Source organism: Streptomyces sp. CG4 (assembly GCF_041080655.1).
Taxonomy (GTDB): domain Bacteria; phylum Actinomycetota; class Actinomycetes; order Streptomycetales; family Streptomycetaceae; genus Streptomyces.
In genome coordinates this window covers 9037022-9062694 of record NZ_CP163525.1, presented here as the reverse complement: position 1 = coordinate 9062694, position 25673 = coordinate 9037022, and the positions used below count along the sequence as shown (strand labels likewise).

At 73.0% G+C, this 25673-nt stretch carries 26 protein-coding genes; 15 read left to right on the top strand and 11 right to left on the bottom strand.

The genetic code is table 11. The features are described 5' to 3' along the window. Positions 1-23 precede the first annotated feature (23 nt). The gene (locus tag AB5L52_RS41790) at positions 24-851 is read left to right on the top strand and encodes a serine hydrolase (protein WP_351570118.1); all 828 of its coding nucleotides are present in this window, start codon (positions 24-26) and stop codon (positions 849-851) included. 63 nt (positions 852-914) lie between these two features. Here AB5L52_RS41790 and AB5L52_RS41785 read toward each other — a convergent pair whose 3' ends face one another. Further along, entirely contained in the window at positions 915-2453 is a 1539-nt protein-coding gene (locus tag AB5L52_RS41785) for a nitrilase-related carbon-nitrogen hydrolase (protein WP_369368351.1), read from the bottom strand. Positions 2454-2589: 136 nt separating this feature from the next. Here AB5L52_RS41785 and AB5L52_RS41780 point away from each other — a divergent pair, with 136 nt between their 5' ends. The 3 genes from AB5L52_RS41780 to AB5L52_RS41770 all read left to right on the top strand — a co-directional run bounded on the left by AB5L52_RS41780 (position 2590) and on the right by AB5L52_RS41770 (position 4891). After that, entirely contained in the window at positions 2590-3816 is a 1227-nt protein-coding gene (locus tag AB5L52_RS41780) for a sensor histidine kinase (RefSeq protein ID WP_369368350.1), read from the top strand. Next, a complete protein-coding gene (locus tag AB5L52_RS41775; RefSeq protein ID WP_369368349.1) occupies positions 3813-4490 on the top strand; it encodes a response regulator in 678 nt (225 codons plus the stop codon). The genes AB5L52_RS41780 and AB5L52_RS41775 overlap by 4 nt, the downstream gene beginning before the upstream one ends. A 170-nt stretch (positions 4491-4660) precedes the next feature. Continuing rightward, positions 4661-4891, top strand: a complete 231-nt coding sequence (locus AB5L52_RS41770; RefSeq protein ID WP_076096164.1) for a response regulator transcription factor — start codon at positions 4661-4663, stop codon at positions 4889-4891. Positions 4892-5023: 132 nt separating this feature from the next. On the opposite strand, the gene AB5L52_RS41765 is transcribed toward AB5L52_RS41770, so the two are convergent. Beyond that, positions 5024-6829 (bottom strand): alkaline phosphatase family protein, encoded by a 1806-nt coding sequence (locus AB5L52_RS41765; RefSeq protein WP_369368348.1) that lies wholly within the window; start codon positions 6827-6829, stop codon positions 5024-5026. A gap of 283 nt (positions 6830-7112) precedes the next feature. Between AB5L52_RS41765 and AB5L52_RS41760 the strand changes: the two genes are divergently transcribed. Together AB5L52_RS41760 and AB5L52_RS41755 are read left to right on the top strand one after the other, a co-directional pair. Further along, positions 7113-8213 carry an aromatic acid exporter family protein gene (locus AB5L52_RS41760; protein WP_369368347.1) on the top strand — a complete coding sequence of 367 codons (1101 nt, stop codon included), beginning with the start codon at positions 7113-7115 and terminating at the stop codon, positions 8211-8213. Continuing rightward, entirely contained in the window at positions 8210-9412 is a 1203-nt protein-coding gene (locus AB5L52_RS41755; protein ID WP_351570100.1) for a PP2C family protein-serine/threonine phosphatase, read from the top strand. The genes AB5L52_RS41760 and AB5L52_RS41755 overlap by 4 nt, the downstream gene beginning before the upstream one ends. A 33-nt stretch (positions 9413-9445) precedes the next feature. Here AB5L52_RS41755 and AB5L52_RS41750 read toward each other — a convergent pair whose 3' ends face one another. After that, positions 9446-9796: a DoxX family protein gene (locus tag AB5L52_RS41750; protein ID WP_369368346.1), complete on the bottom strand. Its 351-nt coding sequence runs from the start codon at positions 9794-9796 to the stop codon at positions 9446-9448. A 95-nt stretch (positions 9797-9891) separates the two neighbouring features. On the opposite strand from AB5L52_RS41750, the gene AB5L52_RS41745 reads away from it, so the two are divergent. Continuing rightward, on the top strand, positions 9892-10788 hold the full coding sequence (locus tag AB5L52_RS41745; protein ID WP_369368345.1) for a LysR family transcriptional regulator: 897 nt from the start codon (positions 9892-9894) through the stop codon (positions 10786-10788). Between the two features lie 19 nt (positions 10789-10807). On the opposite strand, the gene AB5L52_RS41740 is transcribed toward AB5L52_RS41745, so the two are convergent. Beyond that, positions 10808-11011 carry an antitoxin gene (locus AB5L52_RS41740; RefSeq protein ID WP_351023356.1) on the bottom strand — a complete coding sequence of 68 codons (204 nt, stop codon included), beginning with the start codon at positions 11009-11011 and terminating at the stop codon, positions 10808-10810. 305 nt (positions 11012-11316) lie between these two features. Here AB5L52_RS41740 and AB5L52_RS41735 point away from each other — a divergent pair, with 305 nt between their 5' ends. The 8 genes from AB5L52_RS41735 (at position 11317) to hypA (ending at position 17609) form a co-directional block, all read left to right on the top strand. Beyond that, complete coding sequence (locus tag AB5L52_RS41735) at positions 11317-12762, top strand: hypothetical protein (protein WP_369369059.1); 1446 nt, start codon at positions 11317-11319, stop codon at positions 12760-12762. Continuing rightward, positions 12759-13826: a hydrogenase expression protein HypE gene (locus tag AB5L52_RS41730; RefSeq protein ID WP_369368344.1), complete on the top strand. Its 1068-nt coding sequence runs from the start codon at positions 12759-12761 to the stop codon at positions 13824-13826. Before AB5L52_RS41735 ends, AB5L52_RS41730 begins: the two co-directional genes overlap by 4 nt. Before the next feature lie 73 nt (positions 13827-13899). After that, positions 13900-15693: a nickel-dependent hydrogenase large subunit gene (locus AB5L52_RS41725; RefSeq protein ID WP_351023351.1), complete on the top strand. Its 1794-nt coding sequence runs from the start codon at positions 13900-13902 to the stop codon at positions 15691-15693. Then, on the top strand, positions 15686-16237 hold the full coding sequence (locus tag AB5L52_RS41720) for a NifU family protein (protein WP_351570087.1): 552 nt from the start codon (positions 15686-15688) through the stop codon (positions 16235-16237). Before AB5L52_RS41725 ends, AB5L52_RS41720 begins: the two co-directional genes overlap by 8 nt. Then, positions 16234-16824, top strand: coding sequence for a DUF5947 family protein (locus tag AB5L52_RS41715; protein WP_369368342.1), 591 nt, complete (start codon positions 16234-16236; stop codon positions 16822-16824). Before AB5L52_RS41720 ends, AB5L52_RS41715 begins: the two co-directional genes overlap by 4 nt. A gap of 20 nt (positions 16825-16844) precedes the next feature. Further along, a complete protein-coding gene (locus AB5L52_RS41710) occupies positions 16845-17051 on the top strand; it encodes a hypothetical protein (RefSeq protein WP_351023343.1) in 207 nt (68 codons plus the stop codon). Next, entirely contained in the window at positions 17048-17260 is a 213-nt protein-coding gene (locus AB5L52_RS41705) for a hypothetical protein (RefSeq protein ID WP_351766353.1), read from the top strand. Before AB5L52_RS41710 ends, AB5L52_RS41705 begins: the two co-directional genes overlap by 4 nt. Positions 17261-17267: 7 nt before the next feature. Further along, positions 17268-17609 (top strand): hydrogenase maturation nickel metallochaperone HypA, encoded by a 342-nt coding sequence (gene hypA / locus AB5L52_RS41700; protein ID WP_351023338.1) that lies wholly within the window; start codon positions 17268-17270, stop codon positions 17607-17609. Between the two features lie 40 nt (positions 17610-17649). Here the strand turns inward: hypA and hypE are convergent, their stop codons facing one another. The 7 genes from hypE to AB5L52_RS41665 form a co-directional block, all read right to left on the bottom strand. Continuing rightward, positions 17650-18723 carry a hydrogenase expression/formation protein HypE gene (hypE, locus tag AB5L52_RS41695; RefSeq protein ID WP_369368341.1) on the bottom strand — a complete coding sequence of 358 codons (1074 nt, stop codon included), beginning with the start codon at positions 18721-18723 and terminating at the stop codon, positions 17650-17652. Beyond that, positions 18716-19861, bottom strand: coding sequence for a hydrogenase formation protein HypD (hypD, locus tag AB5L52_RS41690; protein WP_369368340.1), 1146 nt, complete (start codon positions 19859-19861; stop codon positions 18716-18718). Before hypD ends, hypE begins: the two co-directional genes overlap by 8 nt. Further along, on the bottom strand, positions 19858-20148 hold the full coding sequence (locus tag AB5L52_RS41685) for a HypC/HybG/HupF family hydrogenase formation chaperone (RefSeq protein WP_369368339.1): 291 nt from the start codon (positions 20146-20148) through the stop codon (positions 19858-19860). Before AB5L52_RS41685 ends, hypD begins: the two co-directional genes overlap by 4 nt. A gap of 3 nt (positions 20149-20151) precedes the next feature. Continuing rightward, positions 20152-22494, bottom strand: a complete 2343-nt coding sequence (gene hypF, locus AB5L52_RS41680; protein ID WP_369368338.1) for a carbamoyltransferase HypF — start codon at positions 22492-22494, stop codon at positions 20152-20154. Continuing rightward, entirely contained in the window at positions 22491-23213 is a 723-nt protein-coding gene (hypB, locus tag AB5L52_RS41675) for a hydrogenase nickel incorporation protein HypB (protein ID WP_369368337.1), read from the bottom strand. Before hypB ends, hypF begins: the two co-directional genes overlap by 4 nt. Before the next feature lie 73 nt (positions 23214-23286). After that, positions 23287-23853 carry a hydrogenase maturation protease gene (locus tag AB5L52_RS41670; RefSeq protein WP_369368336.1) on the bottom strand — a complete coding sequence of 189 codons (567 nt, stop codon included), beginning with the start codon at positions 23851-23853 and terminating at the stop codon, positions 23287-23289. After that, on the bottom strand, positions 23850-25559 hold the full coding sequence (locus tag AB5L52_RS41665; RefSeq protein ID WP_351023322.1) for a hydrogenase maturation protein: 1710 nt from the start codon (positions 25557-25559) through the stop codon (positions 23850-23852). Before AB5L52_RS41665 ends, AB5L52_RS41670 begins: the two co-directional genes overlap by 4 nt. Positions 25560-25673: the final 114 nt, after the last annotated feature.

The following is a 25673-nucleotide window of genomic DNA, read 5'->3' as shown; positions in this document are numbered from 1 at the left end:
ACGATGTGCCTACGTTCTGAGCCATGTCGTGTCGCCCCTTCCCCGCCACCGCACGCACGCGGACCGGTGTGGTCCCGGCCTCGGCCGCGGCGCTCCTCTCCGCCGGCGCGATGCTCCCGGCACCGGCCGTGGCCGCCGCCCCGGTCACGTCCCCGCGCGCCACGGCCGCCGTGCTGGACCTGGACGCCGACCGCACTCCCGTGGTGCGCGGAGCGGACAGTGCGTACGACACCGCCAGCATCGTGAAGGTCGACATCCTCGCGGCGCTGCTGCTCCGGGCACAGGACGCGGGCAGACAGCTCACCGCCGAGGAGCGGGGCCACGCCGAGCCGATGATCAAGCGCAGCGACAACACGGCCGCCGACGCGCTCTGGCGGAAGATCGGCCGGGCCTCGGGGCTGGCGACGGCCAACAAGCGGCTGGGCCTGAGCTCGACCACGGGCGGGTCCGCCGGGAAGTGGGGGCTGACCCGGACGACCGCCAGCGACCAGATACGGCTGCTCAGGGCCGTGTTCGAGGGCGACACGACGACACAGCCCGGCACCCCCTCGACACCACTCGGCGCCACCGCGCTGAACGCCCGGTCCCGGGCCTACGTCCGCTCCCTCATGGGCCAGGTCGTCCCGGAGCAGACCTGGGGAGTCTCGGCCGCCGACTCCTCCGGCTCCTCGCCCGCCCTGAAGAACGGCTGGCTGCAGCGCACCACCTCCGGCCTCTGGGACGTCAACAGCGTCGGCCAGGTCACCGTGAAGGGACACCGGTATCTCGTCGCGGTCCTGTCGAACGGCAGCGCCTCGATGAGCGACGGGATCTCCCTGGTGGAGCGGACGGCACGCCAGGCCGTCGCCTAGGCCCGCCTGCCGTCACGGGCCCACCGCCCGCCGCCGTCACCGGCCCACCGCTGGCCGCCGTCGTCACCGGGCCTCCGGGCGGCGGGGTCGGACGAGGGCGGTGGCGGTGAGTGCCGCCAGGGCGGCCAGACAGAGCCAGGCGAAGGTGTCGCCGACGCGGTCGTAGACCGTGGTGCCGCCGCGCACGGGCACGTTGGCCACCATGGTCTGCCGGCCGGTCGTGAAGTAGTCGGCGGTGGCGAGGACGCGGCCCTCGGCGTCGTACGCGGCCGAGACGCCCTCCGCGTCCTGGCGGATCAGGGAGTAGCCGCCCTCGACGGCGGCCAGGGCCGCCTTGTCGGTGTGCGCGCCGCCGTACTCCTTCCAGTCGTGCGCGGGCACGAGCATGATGTCGGCCCGGGTGCGCATCAGAGCCGGGTAGTCGGCGTCGGCGCAGATGACGTTGGCGAGCCGGCCGTACGGGGTGCGGACGACCGGTACATGGCCGTCGCCGGGCGTGTACCGCTCCGAGCCGGGGATGGGGTGGGCCTTCTGGTAGGTCCACAGGACCGTGCCGCGCGGGTCGATGAGGAGTGCCTCGTCCCGGCCGTAGGCGGGCGCGGTGGTGCTGAAGACACGGACTCCGATCTCCAGGTAGATGCCCGAACGGCGGGCCTCGGCCCGGGCGACGGCGATGGCAGCGGGCTCCTGCGACTCCTGCGTCCTGACGGCGTTCTCGGGCCAGATCACGATCTTCGCGCCGGCGGCGGCCTCACGGCGGGTCGAGGCCAGCAGGTCGTCCTCGACGGCCGTCATGGCGGGCCGTACCACCGCGACGGGCGCCGCGGCGACGCCGCCCGGACCGTCGGCGAACCGGGCGAGCGTGGTCTGCAGCCGCTCGGTCACGGTGCGGGCCGGGCTGACGCCGGCGATCCGTACGGTCGTGCCCTGGGGCGGGAAGAAGGCGAGCCGGGCGCCGCCGGCGAGCACCACGCTCAGCACGACGGCGGTGCAGACGATGCCGCCGCGCCAGGAGGGGCGGTCCCAGACGCGGTTGACCGTGCTCGCGACACAGCCGATGAGGAAGCCGATGCCCCAGGGGCCCGTGACCGAGACGACCTGGAGGAGGGGCAGGTCCGCGCGCTGGGTGACGGCCAGGGACCCGTAGGCCGTGCCGAACGGGGACACCAGCGTGATCAGGAACTCGGCGGCGGCGACACCGGCCGGGAAGACCAGGGCGGCCGGCGCCGGCCGCAGCCGGTGCGCCAGCAGCCTGTCGGCGAGGAAGGGCAGTGTCTGTACGGCGGCCAGGGCGAGGGCCCCGGCGAGCACCACGGCGTTGAAGCCGAGTGCCGACTCCTGGACCCAGAAGACGGCGGCCCCGAGGTGCGCCAGCCAGATCCACAGCGTTCCGGACCAGGCGCGGCTCAGCCGGGTGAAGCGCAGCAGGAGGACGGGGAAGATCCAGGCGGCGGCCGCGATGTCCCACCGGCCGCCGACCGCGAGGAGCATCGCCCCGGTGCCGAGCAGCAGGAGGAGCCAGGTGTGGCGGTGGGCGCGGGTCGGCGGCGCGGGCGGTGGTGCCGTCGGGTGAGTCGGGGCCGGTACGGCTGTGTTCGTCATGTCCGGGACGCTAGGGCGGCGCGCCCCGGCCGCGCCTCGGGCGCGGTGCCGATCCTCGGCGCGCCGACGCATCTTTCGATGCCCGCCCGGCGGCGGATCCGCCCGGCCCCCGTGTCGTCTAGCCTGACGGACCGAGATGACTTCCCAGGTGAACGCCCTGCCCCGAGCCGCACAGCACTGGCTCACCGACCGACCGCGGCTGACGGACACGCTGTGGGTCGGCGGTCTCACCCTGCTCGACATGGTCACGGTGCTGGACCGGACACCGCGGCCGCCGGGCTGGGGGGTGGCGCTGTGGGGCGCGCAGACCGTGCCGCTGCTGTGGCGGCGGACTCGTCCGCGGGCCGTCCTGGTCGCGATGACCGCGCTGTACGTCCTCTTCCAGGCGCTCGCCCCGATCTACGGGAAGGTCCCCGGGCCGTTTCTGCTGATGATCGGCGTGTACGCCGTGGCCCGGTACGCGCCGGCGCCGGCGAGCGGGCCGCTCACCCTGTGCTGCCTCGCCACCACCGCCGTCACGGATGCCCTGACCGGGCACTGGCAGCCGCCCCGCCTGGGCTCGCTGGAGCCGATCAGCTTCACGACCTTCGCGTTCTTCTTCGCCGCGGCCTGGCTGCTGGGGTACGGGCGGCGCAGGATCGGCGCCGACGCGGAACGACTGCGCGAACTCAACCGGCGGCTCGCGGCCGAGCAGGAGCTCAACGCCCGGCAGGCGGTGCTCACCGAGCGGGCCCGGATCGCCCGCGACCTGCACGATGTCGTCGCCCACCACGTCAGCGCGATCGCTCTCCAGGCCCGCGCCGCCGAGGACGTACTGGCCACCGATCCGCCCGACGCGGGCGAGGCCGCGCACGGTGTCGGCGTCATCGCGCGGACCGCCGACACGGCGCTCACCGAGATGCGGCGGCTGCTCGGGCTGCTGTCGTTCGACGAACGCGATCTCGCGCCCGAGCCGTCCCTGGACCATCTCGACTTGCTCGTCGGCGTCGCGGCCTCGGCGGGGTGCCGTGTCACCTGTGTCGCCGAGACTCGCGCCGGCAACGCCCTCCCGGCCGGTATGCAGGTCTCGGCCTACCGGATCGTCCAGGAGGCGCTGACCAACGTGGTCAAGCACGCCGGTCCGGTCGGTGTGCGGGTCGCCGTACGCGGGGACGAGAGGCGCCTGACGATCGAGGTGGAGAACGACGCGCCGGCCCCGGGCCACCGGCCCGTGCCCGGCACCGGACGCGGGCTCGTCGGCATGCGGGAACGGGTGGCGGCCTTCGACGGCGCCCTGCACGCGGGGCCGCGTCCGGACGGCGGCTGGCGGCTGCAGGCCGTCCTGTCCGGGCGGGATTCCGGATCGGCACAGGGGGACCGATGACCGTACGCGTGCTCGTCGTGGACGACCAGGAGATCGTACGGACCGCGCTGCGGCTCGTCATCGACCGCCGGGAGGGTCTGACCGTCGTCGGGGAGGCGGCCGACGGCGACCAGGCCGTCGCCCGGGCTGTGGCGCTGCGGCCGGACGTGGTGCTGATGGACGTACGGATGCCGGGCACGACCGGCGTCGAGGCGACCCGGCGGATCGTGCAGGACTGGCCGGGGCCGGGGCCGGTACCGCGGGTGCTGGTGCTGACCACCTTCGACCTGGACGAGTATGTGCACGCGGCGCTGCGCGCCGGGGCCGTCGGCTTCCTGCTGAAGAACAGCCGGCCCGACCAGCTCGCCGGGGCGCTCCGCGCCGCGGCCGACGGCGAGTCCGTACTCGCCCCGAGCGTCACCCGGCGCCTGATCGACACCGTCACCGCGCTGCCGCCCGCCCTCGTCTCCCCCGCGCCGGCCCCGGTACCGGAGGCCGGCGCGCTCACCGAGCGCGAGATCGAGGTCCTCGTGCTGGTCGCGCGGGGGCTGTCCAACGCGCGGATCGCGGTGGACCTGGGGCTCAGTGAGGCGACCGTGAAGAGCCGGGTCAACCGCATCCTGACCCGGCTGGGTCTGGAAAACCGGGTCCAGGCGGCCCTGTTCGCCCACCGGGCCGGTCTCGCAGGGCCCTGACCCGGAGTGGTGTAGACCACGTCCCGTACATCATGTCCGGTAAACCATGTGCCGTTCCCTGTGACGCGCCTGTGACAGTCGACGGACAGCGCCATGACGTCCGGCCAGCAATCTGGAGCAACAAGGGCAAAACGCCCAAACGGTCAGATACCTCGCCGGAGGACAGCACCATGAGCGCCACTCTCGCCACGCCGCACACCGAGGCCCCCGCCCCCGCGCTGGCTCCGCGCGAGCGGGAGACGCTCCGGCACATCGCCGCCGGCCGCACATATCTCCAGACCGCCCGCCACATGGGGCTGTCCACCCACACCGTGGACGCCTACCTTCGCCGGATCCGGGCCAAGCTGAACATCACCAACACGGCCGAGCTGACCCGCGTGGCCATCTCCCTGGGCCTGTGAGCCAAGAGGACCACCGGGCCCACGCGCCGGCCGCCTGGACATGGCGGAGGAATCAGCAGGCCACGGCGGGAGAGTCCGTGGGCTGGTCCGCCGGGCGGCGGCGCGTGGGCCCGGTGTCTCGAGGAGGGGCGGTCAGCCGACGGTCACCGAGAACGGTCCGGCCAGGACCGAGTAGCCGTCATTGGCGAGGTAGTACACGTCGTACGTCCCCGGGCCGCTCAGCTTGCCGGTGGGGAAGGTGAGGGCGCCGCTGGCGTTCGGGGCGTAGGACCAGGTGAGCGAGGACTGCTTGCCGGGGGTGACGCCCGCCGGGTAGATGCCGATCCAGTTCTTGGCGTTCGCCTGGGCCGCCGACGGCACCGCGTAGCGGAAGGTGACGTTGCCGCCGTCCGCGACCGCGTTCAGGTCGCCGGTGAGCGTGGGCCTGGTCGCGGTGGACGGGGCGAACGCGGCGTTGAGCGGTGTCGCATAGGTGTCGTTGGCCGTGAGGCCCGGCAGGCCGAGCGCGTCCTCGACGGTGCGGCCGATGCCGTAGTGGTCGTAGTGGGCCGGGCTGCTGGTGCCGGCCGGGACGGTGCCCTGGGAGCCGACGACCGTGGTGGCGACGTGGTTGTACGCCTCGCCGGAGCTCTCGTCCCAGGTGAGGACGAGCAGGGAGCGCTGCTGGGTCCAGGCCGGGGAGGACAGGACCGGGGCGAGGGTCTGCTTCAGCCAGCCGTCCTGCGTCCTGAGGCTGGTGGCGTTGCCGTTGCCGGAGGCCTCGCCGTCGTAGTAGTCGTCGGCGGCGATCCAGGAGAAGTCCGGGGTGGTGGCCGCGGACTTCAGGTCGGTGGTCAGCTGTGTGGTGTCGAACAGGTGGGCCGCGCAGCGGGAGGCGTCGCCGCTGATGTCGGTGTAGTTGATGAAGGGCGCGTCGTCGGGCTGGTAGTAACTGTCGTTGTTGTTCTTGGTGTTGCAGGGGGTGCCCATGCCCTGCTCGTAGGCCTTCCAGCTCTTGCCGGCCGCCTCCAGGGTGTCACCGAGGTTGCGCTCGGGGGAGTTGATGTTCGGGAAGTAGGTGGCGCCCTTGGTGTAGGTGTCACCTCCCGAGATGGCGAGGTAGTTCTCGTCGCTCGGGTGGTAGACGCCGTGGAAGTCGGTGAGCGTGGCGCCCTGGGTCATGAGGCTGTGCATGTACGGCGTGTCCGCCGGGTCGTTCATGACCTGGGAGTAGTCGGTGTTCTCCATCATGACCATGAACACGTGGTCGTAGCCCGGGACCTGGGAGGCGGGCGGAGCGAGCGCGGCGGGGGCGGCGACCGGGGTGTCCAGGGTGAGGGAGAGGTTGTCGAGATAGCCGGTCTCACTGCTCGTCGACAGGAACTGCACCTCGACCTGGATGGACCGGGTCCCGGCCGGGACCGCGCCGGTGGCGCTGCGCGAGAGGAACTTGGTGGCCTGGCCCCGGTCACTCGCGGACACGGTGGGCAGCTTGGCGGTGGCGCCGACGGGATGCCCGCCGCCGTCGTGGAAGTGCAGGCTCACCGCGACATGACCGGCGTAGGTGGTCCAGCCGCCGAGCCAGCCGGAGAGGTCGTAGTGCACTCCGCCGCCGTCGATGGCCGTGGCCGCGGAGGAGACGTCCACGGTCTGGGTCATCGCGCCGTCGCCGAAGTTGCCGGGTGCGAAGAAGGCCTTGCCGGGCGTCTTGCCGTCGCCGGGCAGCCCGAAGGAGGCGACGGAGTGGCACATGACGTTCGGGCCGCCGGCCTCGGTGGTCCAGCCGGGCACGGTGGTGGCGGCCGCCCAGTCGCCGGTGCAGTAACCGCCGCTCTCCGCATCGCCGTTGACGATGAGATTGCCGCTGCCGCCGGCCGCCTGGGCGGGGGCGGGAGCGGCGACGAGCAGTGCGCCGTGGAGGGCGAGCAGCCCGCCGAGGGATCTCCAGCGCAGTCGCATACGTGGTACCTCGTCCCGTTGGTGAGGGTGCCGTGCGGTGCGAAGGCCGCACGGCCTGACTGTGCGCAACGAACGGGACATGAGTAGTGGGCGCCGCTGTCGGGCGGAAGAACCACGACCAAACTTGACCAGACAAGTTCGGGGAGAGTGAGCCCTCTCCCCCATCGACACGGGTGACGGCCGCCCATACAAATTCCTTATTTGGCATATGGCCTATTTGTCCGTTTACCCTTGGCGGTCTTGCTCGTCGAAGGGACCTGCCGTGGAAAGGGACGTACGAGACATGCACGGCGCACGATGGCCCGCACTCCTGGCACGGATCAGACAGACCGGCGGCGCCGAGGCCGCGCGGGCAACGGTGGCGGCCGGGCTGACCTGGCAGACCTGTGCGCTGCTGCTGCACGTCAGCGACCCCTACGCGGGTGCCGTCGCGGCCGTCCTCATCGTCGAGACAACGGTCGTTGCCACGGTCTCGGCCGCCACCCGGTACGCCGCCGGATGTCTGCTCGGCGTTCTCGTCGCCGTACCCGGCGCGCTGTACGCCGAGCCCGGCATGGTGGGACTGGCCGTCGTCGTCTTCGCTTCCGCGCTGCTGGCCCGGCATGGATTCCTCGGCCACTACGGCCTTCACGTGCCGACGACCGCCCTGATCACCTTCGCCCTGGTCCGTGGCCGCCAGCCCGCCGAGCTGGCCACGCACCTCGCGGAGATCGTCGTGGGCATCGCGTTCGGGCTGGCGTGCAGCGTGCTGCTGTTCCCCACCGTGCGGGTGCGGTCCGCCGAGCGGGCGCTGGAGGACCTGCGGCTGCTGATCGCCCGGCACCTCGACGGCCTGGCCGACGCGGTCCTGCGGCACGAGCAGCCGCGGAAGGTCCTCGGCCCATCCTGGGAGGACGACCTCGGCACGGCGCTGACCCGCGCCCGGACCGCCATCGACGAAGCGCACGAGAGCATGCGCTGGAACCCCCGGCCGACCGCCCGGCGCCGCCGCTCGCACCTGGACCACCGGGTGCTGCGCACGCTGAGCGACGTGGCCGGGCAGGTGAGCGCGACGGGCCGGGTCCTGGACAGCCAGCCCGACGCGGCCGAGGAGTCACGCCCCGGCTCCGGGTTCGCGCGGCCGTACGCCCGTCTGCTGCGGGCGACCGCCCTGTGCGCCTACTCCTGCCGCGGCGGCCGGCCGCACCCGGCCCTGCCCGCCGCCCGACAGGCCCTCGCCCGGCTGGAGGCCCCCGCCCGCGAGGCCCCGGACCGGGCCGCCCGGGACGAGCGTCTTCTGCGCCCGCTGGAGTCGGCCCTGACCTGCCTGTCGGCGCCCGTGCCCACGCCATCCGCGCGATCCCACCGGATCCTCGACCCGCTACGGCCCACACCACGACGATGACCTCTCACACCACTGATCTTCAGGACACCCCCACCGGGCACGCCGCACCTGCGCGCCGGAAGCCGAAGGCACGGTCCCCGAGAGCCTGGAACCGCCCCACCGGCTCCCGCGCGCTCCTGGCCACGGCCCCCGTGGTGCTCATGGTGGTCGTCACCGCCACCGATGTGATCACCCCGGACTGGCTGCACGTCTCACCGGTCATGGCCGCCGTCCCGGTGCTGGCCGCCGTACTGCTGCCGTGGTGGGCGACGTCGGTGCTGGCCCTCGCCGTGCTCGTGATCGCGGCGCTGCTCCACCGGGACGCGGGCGGCTGGGGACATCCGGACACGAATGTCGCTCTGGCCAGCCTGTTCGTCGTCGGGCTGACCTCGCTGGCCGCGTGTTCCCTGCGCCAGCGCCGGGAACGGCAGCTCCAGCGGATCCGCTTCGTGGCCGAGACCGCGCAGTGCGCCCTGATGCATCCACTCCCCCAGCGGATCGGCTCGCTCGCCCTGAGCGGCGTCTATCTGCCGGCCGAGTCGGAGGCGCGGATCGGCGGCGACTTCTACGAGGCGCTGCGCACGCCGTACGGCACGCGGATCGTGATCGGCGACGTACGGGGCAAGGGACTCGAGGCCGTCGGCGCCTCGGCGACCCTGCTCGGCGCGTTCCGTGACCTGGCGTTCCGGGAGCCTTCGCTGACGAAGGTCGCGGAGCAACTCGACGCACGGGCCCGTCGGCACATCGCCGCGCTCGACGGCGACCCGGACGCGGAGAGCTTCGACGACCGTGACACGAGCGCCCTGTTCACGGAGCGGTTCGCCACGGCACTCCTGGTGGAGTTCCCGCCCGGCGAGCCCGTCGCCCGCATGGTGCACTGCGGCCACCCCGAGCCGTACGCCGTCCACGCGGGCGAGGTGCGGGCGTCCGAGCCGGAACAGCCCGGCGCACCGCTCGGTCTGGGCGATCTGCTGGCCGCACGGCCGGTCGCCCAGACCGTGCCGTTCGGTCCGGGCGACCGGCTCGTGCTGTACACCGACGGATTCATCGAGGCCCGCGACCGCCAGGGCCGCTTCCACGACCTGGGCGCCCAGGTGCAGGCGCACGCCGGGCGCACGCTGGAGGCGATGGTGGCCGCCCTGCGCCGCGATCTGCTGCGCCATGTGCGCGGCGACCTCGACGACGACGCGGCGCTGGTCGCTCTGGAGCGCCTGCCGTGAGCGGGCTCCGAAGCCGCTCCGCGCGGCCCTGGGTCACCGGGTCGCCGCCAGGGCCAGGGCGCCCGCGGCCAGGGCGAGGTAGAGGCCCGGGAACGCCATGGTGCGGAACACCCGCGCCCGCACATGCGCGGCCATCGCCCCCAGGTAGAACAGCACCAGGCCGGCACCGGCCGCGATCCCGAGCGGGCGTACGCCGAACAGGCCGAGGAGCAGCCCGGCCGCTCCTGCGGCCTTCAGCAGCGCCAGCGAGGGGAGCCAGGCGGGTGCGATGCCGACCTCGGCCGAGTTGGCGAGCACGAAGCGCGCCTTCGCGAGGTCGGCCGCCGCGATGCCCGCGTTGGCCAGGACGGCGGCGCAGGTGACGGTCACATAGGCGAGTTCCATGACGGCGGACCTTTCGCAGCGTGGTTCCGGGGGTGAATCCACCCTCTCCGCGGGGTCGGCATGACGTCCAATACCAGCGTCTATAACCTGTCGGAATGGATGTCGACACGCGTCTGCTGCGTTCCTTCCTCGCCGTCGCCGAGGACGGCAGCCTCACCCGGGCCGCCGAGCGCGTGTTCGTGTCCCAGCCGGCCCTGACCAAGCAGATCCGGCAGTTGGAGACCCAGCTCGGCGTACGGCTCTTCGAGCGCTCGCGCGCCGGCATGGCGCTGACGGACGCGGGCCGTGCACTCGCGCGCCGGGCCCCGGCGCTGCTCGCCTCCTGGGACGAGACCCTGCGCGCCACGAGGGCCGCCGGACGGCAGGCCGCACGGGTCTTGCGCGTGGGGTTCGTGGCGAGCGCGGCCAACGAGGCGACGCGGGAGATCGTCGCCGAGTTCGCCCGGCGGCGGCCCGGGTGGCGGGCCGAACTGCGCCAGGCGGCCTGGACGAACCCGAGTGCGGGGCTGGCCGACGGTGAGGTGGACGCGGCGCTGCTGCGGCTGCCCTTCCCGGGCCAGGCCGCACTGCGGGTCGAGATGCTGTTCAGCGAGGCGCGATGGGTGGCGTTGCCGAGCGGGCATCGGCTCGCGGGGCGCGCCGAGATCGCCTTCCGCGAGCTGTGGGACGAGCCGTTCGTCGCCGCGCCCGAGGAGACCGGCGCCTGGCGCGATCACTGGCTGGCCGCCGACGAGCGCGAGGGGCACCCGGTCCGCGTCGGCGCGGTCACCGAACAGCCCGACGACTGGCTGAGCGCCATCGCCAACGGATACGGCATCGCGCTCGCGCCCGAGTCCGCCGCGCGGTTCTACTCCCGCCCCGGCGTGGTCTACCGCCCGGTCACGGGAGTGAGCCCGACGCGGGTGGGTGTGGCCTGGTCACCGGCCGACGACGGCAATCCCGTCGTACGGGACTTCGTCCGCTGCTGTCTGGAGCTCGCGCGACCCGTCTGACCGGATCCGGGGCCGGCGGTCAGTGCTCGGCGCCGTTCTCGCCCAGCTTCTCGACGAGGTCCTGCGCCTTGTCGACGGCCGTGTCGATCGTGTCGCTGTGCTTGCCCCCGGTCCGCTCGTCGATGACGTCACCGGCTTTCTCCAGGCCGACGGCGATCTTGTCCCCGTGCTCCTCCGCGATGTCCTCGGCCTTGTCCTTCAGGTTCTTCAGGGCGTCGAACATGTCCGGATCCTCTCCCTCGGCTGCCTGCGCGGACCCGGACCACGATCCCACGCCCGCGGTGCCGGGGGAGGCGGCTCCGGGCGGTGCTTCGAAGCACCAGGGGTGGCACCCGGAGCGCACGAAACCGGCTCGCCGTCCCCTGCCCGGCGCAATCGGGGTGCGCCGGAGGGGCGAGGGGCTGTGACGGGTGTGACGGTGGTGGAAGGAGTCTGCGCGGGGACCGGTGACGAGGAGGCTGGATGTCGGATGGACCCGGCGAGGGCGGCGCGACGCCGGCCACCGTGCTGGACAACGACGACGACGGTATGCCGTACGGCGTCTTCGAGCAGCTCGGTGCGGTCGCGGACGCCGTGCTCTACGAGGGGTACCTGCTCTATCCGTACCGCCGGTCCTCGCCGAAGAACCGGGTCCGCTGGCAGTTCGGTGTACTGCTGCCCCGTGACTGGGTGGAGCGGGACGGACCAGTGACGCCCGGCGTCTCCGGCTCCGCGGACTCCTGGTACCAGCGGTACGAGTGCCTGTTCCGGGCCTCGCACGCGGATGCGGTCGTACGGGTGCGGGTGCGGTATCTGCAGCTGCAGGAGAAGCGGGTCGAGGCGGCCGACCGGGACGGCCGGTACCGCCCGGTCGAGTCGTTGCGGACGGCCGACGGCACCGCCCATCTGTCGTTCGGGGAGGCGGTGCCGCGCGCGACCGAACTGGTGCTGCCGCTGGCGGAGCTGGTGCGCGGCGGCCGTACCGTCCCGGTGGGCGCGCCCGCGGGCGCCGAGTCCGAGCCGCTGCCGGACGGCGCGGGGCGGACGGTCCGGCAGCGCCGGGAGGTGCGGGCCGCCACGACGGTCGCGGCGGAGCAGCTCGCACCGGAGCTGTACCGGCTGCGGGTGCGCACCGAGAACACCGGCGAGGCGACGGACCCGCAGGCCCCGCGCGACACGGCACTGCGACAGGCGCTGATCGCCACGCACACCCTCGTCGGCGGGGACGGCATGGAGTTCGTGTCCCTGATCGACCCTCCCGGGGAACTGGCGCAGCACGCACGGGGCTGCCGGAACGCGTTCACGTTCCCCGTGCTCGGCGGCGCGCCCGAGGAGGGCGCGACGGGCTCCGTGATGCTCTCCGCGCCGATCATCCTGCCGGACCGGCCGCAGGTGGCGCCGGAGAGTCCGGGCGATCTGCACGACGCGGCGGAGATCGACGAGATCCTCACCCTGCGCACGATGCTGCTGACCGACGAGGAGAAGGCGGAGGCCCGGGCCACCGATCCACGGGCCGCCCGGATCGTCGACCGGGTGGACTCGATGCCCCGGGAGGTCTACGAGCGCCTGCACGGAGCGATCCGTTCCCTGACACCTTCCGCGACGCCCGCCGCGCCACGCGAGAGCGCCAGGCCCGCCTGGTGGCAGGAGGGCGGCGACGACGGGCTGTCCCCGACGACCGACAGGGTGCTCGTGGCCGGGGCGTCCGTCGGCGCCGGCAGCCCGGTGCGGCTGCGCCCACACCCGCGCGGCGCCGACGCCCAGGACATGTTCCTCGACGGGCGGAGCGCGACGGTCGCCGCGGTCTTCCACGACGTCGACGGCAGCGTGCGGCTCGCCGTCACGGTCGACGACGATCCCGCAGCCGAACTGCACGGCTGGTACGGCCGTTTCCACTACTTCCGGCCCGACGAGGTCGAACCCCTCGCGCCCCCGGACCCGCCGGCCCCCGCCGGCCAGGCCCACGACCGACTGCGACGGAGGCCGCAGACATGACCACACAGAGCGCTACCACCGAGGCCAAGGCATCGAACGGCTTCAACGAGATCACCATCCTCTGGATCTCGGAGGGCATGAGCTGCGACGGCGACACCGTGTCGCTGACCGCCGCGGGACAGCCGTCCATCGAGGACGTGGTCCTCGGCCTCATCCCGGGCCTGCCGAAGGTGAACCTCGTCAACAAGGTGCTCTCGCCGAGCCTCGGCGGCGAGGACTTCCTGGCCCCGTACCGGGCGGCGGCCCGCGGCGAGCTGGAGCCGTTCATCCTGGTGATCGAGGGGTCCATCCCGAACCAGAACATCATCGAGGGCGACGGCTACTGGACGTCGTTCGGCAACGACCCCGACACCGGCGAGCCGCAGACCCTGAACTCGTGGATCGACCAACTCGCGCCCCGGGCCTGGGCGGTGGTGGCCGCCGGGACCTGTGCGACGTTCGGCGGCATCCACGCCATGGCCGGCAACCCGACCGGCTGCATGGGCCTCGCGGACTACCTGGGCTGGGAGTTCAAGGCGCGCTCGGGGCTGCCCGTGGTCAACGTGCCCGGCTGCCCGATCCAGCCGGAGAACTTCATGGAGACCCTGGTCTGGGTGCTGCAGCACGCGGCCGGTACCGCTCCCCCGCCGCCGCTGGACCACATGCTGCGTCCGCAGTGGCTGTTCGGGAAGACCGTGCACGAGGGCTGCGACCGGGCCGCGTACTACGAGCAGGCCGACTTCGCCAAGGACTACAACTCGCCCAAGTGCCAGGTGAAGGTGGGCTGTTGGGGTCCGGTCGTCAACTGCAACGTGCCCAAGCGCGGCTGGATGGCCGGCGTCGGCGGCTGCCCGAACGTCGGCGGCATCTGCATCGGCTGCACGATGCCCAGCTTCCCCGACGCCTTCATGCCGTTCATGGACGAACCCCCGGGCGGCACGCTGTCGACCATGCTCGTCAAGCCGTACGGAGCGGTCATCCGCCGGCTGCGCGGCCTGACCAACGACGTGGTGAACCACGAGCCCAAGTGGCGCCACAACAAGCGCAAGCTCACCAGCGGTTACAACCCGTACTGGCGCGCCTGACCCCGGCCCGCCTCGGCCCACCCCGTCCCGCCGACGAACCGCCCGACCCGAACAGCGAGGGGCACCACCGCAGATGACCACCACCGAGTCCCGTGCCGCAGGACGCAAACCCGCCCAGATCGTGGACATGTCCTGGGATCCGATCACCCGGATCATCGGCAACCTGGGTATCTACACGAAGATCGACTTCGCCAACCGGGAAGTCATGGAATGCCACAGCACCTCGTCGCTGTTCCGCGGCTATTCGGTGTTCATGAAGGGCAAGGACCCGCGCGACGCCGGGTTCATCACCTCGCGGATCTGCGGTATCTGCGGCGACAACCACACCACCTGCTCCAACTACGCCCAGCAGATGGCCTACGGCGTCAAGCCGCCGAAGCTGGCCGAGCACATCACCAACCTCGGCGAGGCGGCGGAGTACATCTTCGACCACACGATCTTCCAGGACAACCTGGTCTTCGTGGACTTCTGCGAGGCGATGGTCAAGGCCACCAACCCCGGTGTCCTGGCCCGCGCCGAGCGCACCCACGCGCCCCGCGGGGACGTCCACGGCTACCGCACCGTCGCCGACATCATGAAGGCCTTCAACCCCTTCGAGGGCGAGGTCTACAAGGAGGCGCTGAAGGTCAGCCGGATCACCCGGGAGATGTTCTGCCTGATGGAGGGGCGCCATGTGCACCCCTCCACGATGTACCCGGGCGGCGTCGGCACGATGCCGCAGCCGAACACCTTCACCGACTACCTCAGCCGCCTCATGCGCGTCATCGACTTCATCAAGAAGGCGGTGGCGATGAACGACGACGTCTTCGACTTCTTCTACGAGGCGCTGCCGGGCTATGAGGAGGTCGGCAGGCGGCGCGTCCTGCTGGGCTGCTGGGGGGCCTTCCAGAACCCGGACGTGGTCGACTACCGCTACGCCACCATGAACGAGTGGGGCCGGGCCATGTACGTCACCCCGGGCATCATCGTGGACGGCGAGCTGGTCACCAACAACCTGATCGACATCAACCTCGGGCTGCGCATCATGCTGGGCAGCTCGTTCTACGAGGACTGGGTGAACGAGGAGCCGTTCGTCACCCACGACCCGCTCGGCAACCCCGTCGACATGCGCCACCCGTGGAACCAGACCACGGTGCCGGTGCCGCAGAAACGGGACTTCGAAGGCAACTACAGCTGGGTGATGAGCCCGCGCTGGTACAACCCGCAGAGCGGCGAGCACCTCGCCCTGGACACGGGCGGCGGGCCGCTCGCCCGGCTCTGGTCGACCGCGCTCAGCGGCCTGGTCGACACGCCGTACGTCAAGGCGGCCGACGGCACCGTCCGGATCACCCTGCCCAAGGGCGAGACGCTGCCGGAGACGACCCTGGAGTGGCGCATCCCGAAGTGGAGCAACACCCTCGAACGGGACCGCGCCCGGCCGTACTTCATCGCCTACGCCGCCGCCATGGCCCTGCAGTTCCTGGAGGAGGCCATGGGGATGCTCAAGAGCGGCGACACGAAGGTGTACGAGAACTTCGAGGTGCCGGACGAGTCGATCGGCTGCGGCTTCCACGAGGCGGTGCGCGGTGTGCTCTCCCACCACCTGGTGATCCGGGACAAGAAGATCGCCAACTACCACCCGTACCCGCCGACCCCGTGGAACGCCAGCCCCCGCGACATGTACGGCACCCCGGGCCCGTACGAGGACGCCGTCCAGGGCCAGCCGATCTTCGAGGAGAACGGGCCGGACGACTTCAAGGGCGTCGACATCATGCGCACCGTGCGCAGCTTCGACCCCTGTCTGCCCTGCGGGGTGCACATGTACATGGGCAAGGGCAAGACCCTGACCACGGTGCACTCGCCGACGTACGGGGCGAACCATGGCTGATGCCGGACGGCTGTCCGACCCGGTGGTGGAGGCACGGCTCGCCCGTCTCGACGAGGTGCTGGCCGCGCTGGAGGCCACGCCCGGCCCGGCCCTGGAGGCGGTCCGGCTGCTCACCGAGGTCTATGGCGAGGCGCTCGCCCGGGTGCTGGACCACGCGGACGAGCGGCTGCAGGAGCGGCTCGCCGACGACGAGCTGGCCGGGCATCTGCTGGTCCTGCACGGGATCCACCCCGAGTCCCCGGAGCGCCGAGCCGCTCGTGCGGTGGAGAAGCTGCGGCCCGCGGTGCGTGAAGCCGGCGGTGACCTGGAGTGGGCCGGCGTCGAGGGGCAGGTGGCGCGGGTGCGGCTGAGCTCCGGCGGCGGGTGCGGCTCCGGGTGCGGCGCCGGCTCCCTCGACGTCACCGAGGCGGTCCGGGCGGCGGTGCTGGCCGTCGCCCCCGAGCTGACCTCGGTGGAGACGGTGCCGAAGGAGCGCCGGGCGGCACCGGCCTTCGTACCGCTGAGCACGATCGGGCGCCGGGCCGTGCCGCAGAAGGCGCGGTGACCGTGGACGGAGCACTGGCCCGGGTCATCCGCTCCGCGGGCCGGCGCGCGGCGACGGCCGAGGCCGAGGTCTGCGAGCTGTGCGCCGCCCGCGTGGCCGAGGAACACGCCCATCTGTACGACATCGATGCCGCGAAGGTGCGGTGTGTGTGCCGTCCCTGCTCGGTGCTGTTCGCCGACGACGCGGCGGGCCGCTACCGGCTGGTGCCCCGGCGGCGGCTGCGGCTGCCGCCGGTCGACACGGGGCTGCTGGGCGTCCCGGTGGGCCTGGTGTTCTTCGTCCCGCGCTCCGACGGCACGGTCACCGCGCAGGGGCCGAGCCCCGCCGGGGCCATGCGCTGGGAGGTGGACGCGGCGGCCTGGCGGCGGCTGGCCGGCACGGCCCCACCGCTCGCGTCCATGGCTCCCGACGTGGAGGCGCTGCTCGTGAACACCGTGCGCGGCCTCGACGAACACTGGATCGTGCCGGTCGACGACTGCTACCGGATGATCGCCCTGGTGCGCCGCGAGTGGCGGGGGCTGTCGGGTGGCGGACGGGTCTGGCCGGCCGTAGAACAGTTCTTCAAGGAGCTGACCGAGCGGTCGTGAGACCCGGAAGGAGAACCGACATGGGCAGCATCCGCGTGGGCCGCCCCCAGGCGAAGCCCGACACGCCGTCCCACGTGCGGGGACTGCATCAGGGCAACCAGGGCCCCTACCAGCATCAGCCCGGACATCACAGGGACGGCACCTCCGACGCGCGCCGTTCCACCGGTATCCACTCCAAACGGCATGACGCCCTGGTGCAGGACATGCCGAACATCTCCCCGGGATGAGAGAGCAGGAAGTGACCGCCATGAACCTTGGCAGGAGACACAGGACCGCGCGTGCGGGGATGTCGGGACGGCAGTTGCTCGTGGCGCAGGTCGCGCTCGTCGGCACCCTCTGCGCCGCCGTGTTCGTCAGGGAACTGCCCAGCATCATGCGGGAGTTGCGCATCTACCGGATGACCGGTGGGCTGCGCGCCAACCGCCGGTATCCGTGAGCCGCGGGTGCACGAGTTGTCGATCGCGACCGCGATCGTGGAGCAGGCCGGGGAGATCGCCCGCGCGGACGGGACGGACCGGGTGACCGCGGTGACCGTCCGCGTCGGGGAGCTGGCCGGGGTCGTGCCGGACGCGTTGCGCTTCGCCTTCGAGGTGGCCCGCGACGGCACGGCGCTCGCCGGGGCGCGGCTGGTCGTGGAGCAGGTGCCCGCGCGGGCCTGGTGCGGCGGGTGTGCCGAGGAGTTCGCGGTCGGTATGCCGCCGTTCTTCTGGTGCCCGTCCTGCGACCGGCCCTCGCAGGAGCTGCGCGGCGGCCGGGAGCTGGAGATCTCGGGCCTCGAAGGGTGACTGACCCGGCCCCGGCCTGAGGGCGGGGCCGGGCGGCCGTTCAGCAGATCCGGGGCAGCTGCTCACCGAGCGGCAGGTCCACCACACGGGTGCCGCCGAGGCCGGTGGCGACGACCACCATGCCCGGGTGGTCCTCGACGCACTCCCCGATGACCGCCGCTCCGGCGCCGTGCCGGTGGGCGCGCATGGCCGCGAGGACGGCCTCGGCGTGCCGCGGGGGCACGAAGGCGACGAGCCGGCCCTCGTTGGCGACGTACAGCGGGTCCAGGCCGAGGAACCCGCAGGCGTTCGCGACCGCGTCGGGGACCGGGACGGCCCGCTCGCGCAGCCGGACTCCGGTACCGGAGGCGCGGGCGATCTCGTTCAGGGAGGCGGCGAGCCCGCCCCGGGTCGGGTCGCGCAGGACGTGGACGTCCTTGGTGACCGCCAGCATGGCCGCCACGAGGCCGGCCAGCGGCGCGGTGTCGGAGGCGATCTCGACGCCGAACTCCAGGCCCTCGCGGACGCTCATGACGGCCACGCCGTGCAGCCCGATGGGTCCGCTGACGATGACGGCGTCGCCCGGCCGGGCGCGCTGCGGGCGGATGTCGACACCGTCCGGTACCAGGCCGACGCCGGCGGTGGTGACATAGACGCCGTCGCCGTGCCCGGATTCGACCACCTTCGTGTCGCCGGTGGCGATGGTGACGCCGGCGGCTTCGGCCGCCGCGCCGATGGCCTGTGCGACCCGGCCGACGACCTCCAGCCGCACGCCCTCCTCCAGCACGAAGGCAGTGGACAGGTAGGCGGGCCGGGCGCCGCTCATCGCCAGGTCGTTGACGGTGCCGTTGACGGCGAGGTCGCCGAGGCTGCCGCCGGGGAAGAACAGCGGGCGTACGACGTAGGAGTCGGTGGAGAAGGCCAGCCGGGCGCCGCCGAGGTCGAGGACGGCCGAGTCGGTGAGGGCGGCCAGGGTGGGGTTGCCGTAGGCGGGGGCGAAGACCTGCTCGATCAGTTCCGCGGACAGGGCACCGCCTCCGCCGTGGCCCATGACGACGACCGGCTGGTCGCGCATGGGTGCGGGGCAGGTCCAGTTCGCGGGGTCCACGGCCGCTTCGGTCGCGAGGTCAGCCAACGGTGTTCAGCTCCTCCCGTGGGATGCGGGATCCCCGCGGTGCCGGGCCGTCGGTCATCCGGCGGTAGAGGTAGTAGGCGGCGCAGGCGCCCTCGCTGGAGACCATGGTGGCGCCGAGCGGGGTACGCGGGGTGCAGGCCCTGCCGAAGGCCTCGCACTCGGTCGGCTTGATCAGCCCCTGCAGCACCTCGCCGGCCCGGCACACGGCGGGCTCCTCGGTGCGGATCCCGGTGACGTCGAAGCGGTGTTCGGCGTCGTAGTCCCGGTAGGTCTCGGACAGCCGCCAGCCGCTGGCGGGGATGGGCCCGATGCCGCGCCAGTTGCGGTCGGTGACCTCGAAGACCTCCTCCAGCATGCTCAGGGCGGCCGGATTGCCCTGCTCGCGTACGGCGCGCGGGTAGGCGTTCTCCACCCGGTGTTCGCCGCGCTCCAGTTGACGGACGGCACGGCGGATGCCTTCGAGGATGTCCAGCGGCTCGAAGCCGGTCACGACGACGGGCACGCGGTGCCGGTCGGCGAGCTCGGGGTACTCGGCGGTGCCCATCACGCTGCAGACGTGCCCGGCGGCGAGGAAGGCCTGCACCCGGCACTGCGGTGCCCGCATGATGGCTTCGATCGCGGGTGGGACCCGGACATGGGAGACCAGCAGGGTGAAGTTGCCGAGGCCGAGGCGGCGGGCCTGGTGGACGGCCATGGCGTTGGCGGGGGCGGTCGTCTCGAAGCCGATGGCGAAGAACACGACCTGGCGGTCCGGGTTCTTGCGGGCGAGGTCGAGCGCGTCCAGCGGTGAGTACACCACGCGTACGTCGCCGCCCTCGCCCTTGACCCGGAACAGATCGCGGTCGGTGCCGGGCACGCGCAGCATGTCCCCGAAGGAACAGAAGATCACTTCGGGGCGGGCGGCGATCTCCAGGGCCTTGTCGATGACGTCGAGCGGCGTGACACACACCGGACAGCCGGGGCCATGGATCAACTCCACCTGTTCCGGGAGGAGTTGGTCGACGCCGTGGCGGATGATGGAGTGGGTCTGGCCGCCGCACACCTCCATCAGCGCCCAGGGACGGGTGACCGTGGCATGGATCTCGTCCAGCAGCCGGCGCGCCAGGTCCGGATCGTTGAACTCGTCGATGTACTTCACCGGGCCTCACTCCCGCTCTCCTGCCGGGCCGCCTGCTCCCAGGCATCCCCGAACTCCTCTTCCAGCAGCCCCAGTTGCTTGAACAGCTCCAGGGACGCCCGGGCCGACTCCTCGTCCAGGCGCTGCAGGGCGAAGCCGACGTGGACGATGACGTACTCCCCCACCCGTACGTCGGGCACGTACTCGAGGCACGCCCGCTTGCGCACTCCGCCGAAGTCGATCAGCCCGGTCATGGGGTCGGCTCGATGGTCGATGGACACGACCTTGCCGGGCACTGCCAGACACATGGGTCACTCCGTCTCGTGGTGGGTTGCCGTTCCCGCGACCATGAGCTGACCGAGCGCCAGCCCTCCGTCGTTCGGGGGGACTTCACGGTGCCGCAGGACCGCGAACCCGTCCCTGGTGAGCAGCGCGGCCGTCTCCTCCTCCAGCAGGGCGTTGGCGAAGACTCCTCCGGTGAGGGCGACGGTGGTCAGTCCGGTCTCCGCGCGGGCGCGCCGGCAGATCTCGGCCACGGCCCGGGCGACGCCGCGGTGGAAGCGGGCCGCCAGGACCGGTGCGGGGATGCCGCGCCGCCGGTCCGCGAGCAGGGCCCTCAGCATCGGCGTGGGATCGCAGGCGAGGACGTCCGCACCGGTGAGGCCGAAGGGGTACGCCACACCGTCCGCGTCCCTGGCCGCCAGCGCCGCCGCCTCCAGCTCCAACGCGGCCTGCGCCTCGTATCCCGCCCGGTGACACACACCGGCCAGGGACGACACCGCGTCGAACAGACGGCCCATGCTGGACGTCGGCACACACGCTACCTGCCGTTCCAACTGCTGCCGCAGCACGGTGCGTTCGCCGTCCGTGCAGGCCCGAACGCTCGGCAGATCCGGCTCCCAGGCCACACCGGCCGCCCACAGCCGGGCCAGCGCCAGCCGGCAGGGGTTGGCCACGCCGGCGTCGCCGCCGGGCAGCGGGGCCGGGGTGAGGTGGGCGAAGCGCCGGTAGCCGGTGTAGTCGGCGAGCAGGATCTCACCGCCCCACACGGTGGCGTCGTCGCCGTATCCGGTGCCGTCGAAGGCGACGCCGATCACCGGGGTGGTGCCGGGCAGGCCGTGCTCGGCCATCGCGGAGGCGATGTGGGCGTGATGGTGCTGGACCAGCCGCAGCGGCATCCGCGAGGCGCGACGCCGGGCCCGGCCCGTCGAGTGGTAGCCGGGGTGCCGGTCGGCGGCCACCAGCCGGGGGCTGACGCCGGTCAGGCGGATCAGATGCCGCTCGGCACGCTCGGCGGCCTCCAGGGTGGCCAGTGCGCCCATGTCACCGATGTGCGGTCCGAACCAGGCGTGATCGCCCTCGCCGAGGCACGGGACGTTCTTCAGGTCTCCGCCGATGGCGAGGGTGGGGCGGACCGGGACCGGGAGGCGCAGCGGGCGGGGGACGTAGCCGCGGGAGCGTCTGAGGACCTGTTCGGTGCCGTCCGGGCGCACCCGCAGCAGGGAGTCGTCGCACGGCGCGGCGATGGGCCGGTCGTGGGTGAGCCAGGCGTCGGCCAGTCCGGCCAGCCGGGTCAGCGCCTCGGCGTCGTCGGTGACGATGGGCTCGCCGGAGCGGTTGCCGCTCGTCATCACCAGCGTCCGGGGGCCGGGCGGATCGCCGGGCAGGCCGAACAGCAGGGTGTGGACCGGGGTGTAGGGCAGCAGCAGGCCCACGTGCGGGTTGCCCGGGCAGACCTGGCCGGCGAGGCGGAGGCCGTGCGCCGCGGTGCGTCTGCGGAGCAGCACGATGGGGCGGCGGGCGCTGGTCAGCGCGGCCCGCTCGGCGGCGGAGAGGACCGCGAGCCGCTCCGCGGTGGCGAGGTCCGCGCACATCACCGCGAAGGCCTTGCCGCCCCGTTCCTTGCGGCTGCGCAGGGTGGCCACGGCCCGTTCGTCGGTGGCGTCGCAGGCCAGGTGGTAGCCGCCGAGTCCCTTGACGGCGACGATCCGGCCGGCGGCCAGCAGCGCCCGCGCGGTGGCGAGGGCGTTCGCGCCCTGTGCCGCTCGCAGGCCGCTCAGGGCCGGGATCAGGGTGAGCCGCGGCCCGCAGCCGGGGCAGGCGACCGGCTGGGCGTGGAAGCGCCGGTCGGCGGGGGCGGCGTACTCGCGGGAGCAGTCCGGACACATCGGGAAGCCGGCCATGGTGGTGGCCACGCGGTCGTACGGCATCGCGATGGCGATGGTGAAGCGCGGGCCGCAGTGGGTGCAGGTGACGAACGGGTGCCGGTACCGGCGGTCGGCCGGATCGGCCAGTTCGCGCAGGCAGTCGGCGCAGGTCGCGGTGTCCGGCGGCAGGTGGGTGCGGCCCCCGGCCCGCTCGGTGGAGCGGATCGCGAAGGGACCGGTGTCGCCGGTGACGGGCAGGTTCTCACCGGCGATGCCGCTCACGGCGGCGAGCGGCGGCGGCTGTTCGGCCAGCGCGGCGCAGAAGCGGTCGACCTCGTCCGTCTGCCCCTCGACCTCGACGAGCACGCCGTCGCCGGTGTTGCCGACGAACCCGGACAGGCCGAGGCCGGCGGCGAGCCGGTGCACATACGGCCGGAAGCCCACGCCCTGCACGGTTCCCCGCACGGTGATCCGGCGGCGCACGAGGCCGGTGGCGGGGGCGGTCATACGGCGGGAGCGCCGCTGGTGTGGTGGTGGCCGTGCGGATGCGGCGCGAGGGGCGGCCGGTGCAGGGTGCCGTCCCGGGCGGCGAGGGCGCGGTCCAGGAGGGTGCCGACTCCGGAGCCGGTACGGGCGCAGGACCGTACGATCCGCACGCCCGGGTTGACCCGGTGCACATTGGTCCGGAAGGCGCTCTCGTCGAAGCCGGCCGGTTCGGCGAGGTCGGTCTTGGTGATCACGACCAGATGGGCGGAGCCGAACGCGGTCGGGTACTTCAGTGGTTTGTCCTCGCCCTCGGTGACCGCCATGAGCACGACCCGCAGGGTCTCGCCGAGGTCGTAGGCGGCCGGGCAGACGAGATTGCCGACGTTCTCCACGAAGAGCACGGAGGTGTCCGCCGGCAGCCAGCCGGTCAGCCGGGCGCGGAGCTGGCGGGCCTCCAGGTGGCACAGTCCGTCGGTGAGGAGCTGCTGCACGGGGGCGCCGGAGCGGGCCAGCCGTACGGCGTCGTTCTCGGTGGCCAGGTCGGCGGTCAGGGCGGCCACCGGGACGCCCTGTTCCACCGCGCGGGCCAGGACCCGGCCGAGGAGTTCGGTCTTTCCGCTGCCGGGGCTGGACAGCAGGTTGACGACGGTGACGCCCTCCCGGGCGAGGTCGTCGCGCAGCCCAGCGGCCAGGTCGTCGTTCTTGGCCAGGACGGCCTGTCTGACGTCGGACCGGCACATGGGCGCTGCTCCTCGGGTGCGGCGGCGGGGCCCGGGACGCTTCCGTGCGGCCCGGACCTCAACGATCTTCCGCTCACCGGGCCGCCGTGCCGGGCAGCGCAGCCGAGCGCGCGGGCGCGGATTCCACCGGGTGGCCCAATGGGGGTGCGGGCGCGGCGGGGTCGGCGAGCAGGGCCGGGATCAGCGTGTGCAGGGCGTCGACGGCCCGGCCGACCGCTGCCCGGACCGGTGTGCTGAGCCCCGGCTGGAGGTCCGCGTCGCCCGCCGGCAGCACCTCGGGCTCGCAGGCCAGCACCAGGACGCGGGGCAGGGGCTCGTCACCGAGGCGGGTGGCCAGGGCCAGCACCTTCGCCGGGTCCATGCCGTGGGCCTCGGGCACGGCGGTGCCGTCCGGCGGTTCGGCCTCGATCAGGCAGAGGGTGCCGGGGTCGTGGCCGCGGCGCGCGGTGTCGACCAGGACGGCGGTGTCGTACCCGTCGAGCAGGTCGTAGGCGAGGTCCATGCCCCGGATGCCGTAGTCGTGCACCCGTGCCTCGGGCGGCAGCGGGCGCTCGTCGAGGGCGCGGATCACTTCGGGGCCGAAGGCGTCGTCGGCGAGGAAGATGTTGCCGACGCCCGCCACCAGGAGGCGCGGTGTCACCGGACGTCTCCGGCGGGCGGGGTCAGGGGCCGCGGCGAGCCGGACGGGGTCTTGCGGACGAAGGCGGAGCGCAGGGCGTGGTAGGGAGCCTCCGGGTCGAAGAAGAGGGCGTGCATGCGGGCCAGTTCGGCCTCGCGGTACGTGGCGAGCGGGCGTTCGACCTCGCCTGCGGCGCGGGCCGCGGACTTGGCGGCGATCCGTGCGTCCACGAAGGGTGAGGAGGCGAGTTCGGCCGCCAACGCCTGGACCTCGGCCGGGAAGGCCCTGGGTGCGGCCGGTACGAGCCGGTCCACGAGGCCCAGCCGTTCGGCGGACGCGGCGCTGACGGGCAGGGCCTCGGTGGTCAGCCGGTGGGTGTGCTCCGCTCCGACGCGGCGGGGCAGGGTGTACGTCCAGAACTCCGAGCCGTACAGGCCCATCCGCCGGTAGTGCGGGTTGAGGACGACACCGGTACGGCACCACACCTCGTCGGCGGCGAGGGCGAGCATGGCGCCGCCGGCCGCCGCGTTGCCGGCGAGCGCGGCCACGACCAGCCGGTCGGTGGTCCGCAGGACCGCCTCGACCAGGTCGTCCATGGCGAGGAGGTTGGTCCACGACTCCTCGGCCGGGTCCGGCGCCGCCTCGATGACGTTCAGATGGATGCCGTTGGAGAAGAAGTCGCGGTCCCCGCCGAGCACGAGGATCCGGGTGGGGTGCGAGAGCGCGTGCCGGTAGGCGGCGAGCAGCCGCCGGCACTGGTCGGTGCTCATCGCGCCGCCCGGGAAGGAGAAGCCGAGGAAGCCGACGTCATCGCGCTGCCGGTAGCGGATGTCGGTCCAGGTGCGCCGGTCGGCGGGCAGGTTCAGCGGGACGGGCGCTTCGGGGAGTTGGAGAGAGGGCTCCCAGGCGGCGACCACGGAGGCGGCCGGGCGGCGGAAGGGCGCGGGGTCGCCGGAATTCTTGCGGGGGCGCAGTTCCGGGATCCAGACGGCGCCGTCGCGGGTGGCCCGGCAGACGGCGCCCGCCCGCTGGGCGAGGAGTTCGCCGGGGTGGCCGCGCAGCCGGTCCTCGGGGTGCCCGCCGTGCAGGAACACCTCCCGGCCGAGGAGTTCGTCCCGGACGCCCGGCTGCGAGTCGGCTCCCCGGAGTTTGCGCAGGACCGTCTCGGTGTCGTCCCGCTCCCAGTCGATGCGCCGGCGCTCCTGCCGGAAGGCATCGCGCCAGACCACGCTGATCGACTCATCGGTCTGCGGCCGGGGCTTGTAGGAGCCTTCGGCGTAGCGCCGTACGGCGGTGCGGACGGCGGTGACGGCGGCGTCGGAGACCTCGTTGCGGTACAGGTCGCTCTTGCCGACGGGTGCCACGGGGAACGACTCCGCGGCCCAGATCACGCCCGCGTCCATCGCCGCCTCCGCCTGCAGGACCGTCACGCCCCACTCGGGGGCCCGCTCGGCCACGGCCCAGTCCAGCGAGGAGGGGCCGCGGTCGCCGGGCGGCCCAGGGTGCACGATCAGACAGGTGTGTTCGCGCCACACGTCCTCGGGCAGGGCCGTCCTGAGCATCGGCGCGATCACCAGTTCCGGACGCAGCTCCTGTACGGCGGCCCGGACCTGTTCCACGCCGTGCGAGGCGAGGACGACGTCCACACGGTGGCCGAGATCCGACAGTTCGGCGTACATCCGCTGGGAGAGGCTGTTGAACGCACTGGCCACGAGCAAAATGTTCATGACATGGAATCGTGGCGCCTGGCCGGGGCGGCGGGAAGCACCGCCGCGCGGAAACGTCCGCCCGCGTCGGGTCCCGTCCGCCATCCGGATCGCCCGCCGCGGACGCCGCCGACG

Coding starts and splice junctions, on each gene's coding strand:
- AB5L52_RS41740 (WP_351023356.1), bottom strand. CDS start 11,011: ATGTTCGACGCCCTGAAGAACCTGAAGGACAAGGCCGAGGACATCGCG.
- AB5L52_RS41725 (WP_351023351.1), top strand. CDS start 13,900: ATGACCACCACCGAGTCCCGTGCCGCAGGACGCAAACCCGCCCAGATC.
- AB5L52_RS41775 (WP_369368349.1), top strand. CDS start 3,813: ATGACCGTACGCGTGCTCGTCGTGGACGACCAGGAGATCGTACGGACC.
- AB5L52_RS41710 (WP_351023343.1), top strand. CDS start 16,845: ATGGGCAGCATCCGCGTGGGCCGCCCCCAGGCGAAGCCCGACACGCCG.
- AB5L52_RS41755 (WP_351570100.1), top strand. CDS start 8,210: ATGACCTCTCACACCACTGATCTTCAGGACACCCCCACCGGGCACGCC.
- AB5L52_RS41730 (WP_369368344.1), top strand. CDS start 12,759: ATGACCACACAGAGCGCTACCACCGAGGCCAAGGCATCGAACGGCTTC.
- AB5L52_RS41760 (WP_369368347.1), top strand. CDS start 7,113: ATGCACGGCGCACGATGGCCCGCACTCCTGGCACGGATCAGACAGACC.
- AB5L52_RS41735 (WP_369369059.1), top strand. CDS start 11,317: ATGCCGTACGGCGTCTTCGAGCAGCTCGGTGCGGTCGCGGACGCCGTG.
- AB5L52_RS41665 (WP_351023322.1), bottom strand. CDS start 25,559: ATGAACATTTTGCTCGTGGCCAGTGCGTTCAACAGCCTCTCCCAGCGG.
- AB5L52_RS41720 (WP_351570087.1), top strand. CDS start 15,686: ATGGCTGATGCCGGACGGCTGTCCGACCCGGTGGTGGAGGCACGGCTC.
- AB5L52_RS41705 (WP_351766353.1), top strand. CDS start 17,048: ATGAGAGAGCAGGAAGTGACCGCCATGAACCTTGGCAGGAGACACAGG.
- AB5L52_RS41770 (WP_076096164.1), top strand. CDS start 4,661: ATGAGCGCCACTCTCGCCACGCCGCACACCGAGGCCCCCGCCCCCGCG.
- AB5L52_RS41780 (WP_369368350.1), top strand. CDS start 2,590: ATGACTTCCCAGGTGAACGCCCTGCCCCGAGCCGCACAGCACTGGCTC.
- hypF (WP_369368338.1), bottom strand. CDS start 22,494: ATGACCGCCCCCGCCACCGGCCTCGTGCGCCGCCGGATCACCGTGCGG.
- hypB (WP_369368337.1), bottom strand. CDS start 23,213: ATGTGCCGGTCCGACGTCAGACAGGCCGTCCTGGCCAAGAACGACGAC.
- AB5L52_RS41750 (WP_369368346.1), bottom strand. CDS start 9,796: ATGGAACTCGCCTATGTGACCGTCACCTGCGCCGCCGTCCTGGCCAAC.
- AB5L52_RS41745 (WP_369368345.1), top strand. CDS start 9,892: ATGGATGTCGACACGCGTCTGCTGCGTTCCTTCCTCGCCGTCGCCGAG.
- AB5L52_RS41790 (WP_351570118.1), top strand. CDS start 24: ATGTCGTGTCGCCCCTTCCCCGCCACCGCACGCACGCGGACCGGTGTG.
- AB5L52_RS41765 (WP_369368348.1), bottom strand. CDS start 6,829: ATGCGACTGCGCTGGAGATCCCTCGGCGGGCTGCTCGCCCTCCACGGC.
- AB5L52_RS41685 (WP_369368339.1), bottom strand. CDS start 20,148: ATGTGTCTGGCAGTGCCCGGCAAGGTCGTGTCCATCGACCATCGAGCC.
- AB5L52_RS41785 (WP_369368351.1), bottom strand. CDS start 2,453: ATGACGAACACAGCCGTACCGGCCCCGACTCACCCGACGGCACCACCG.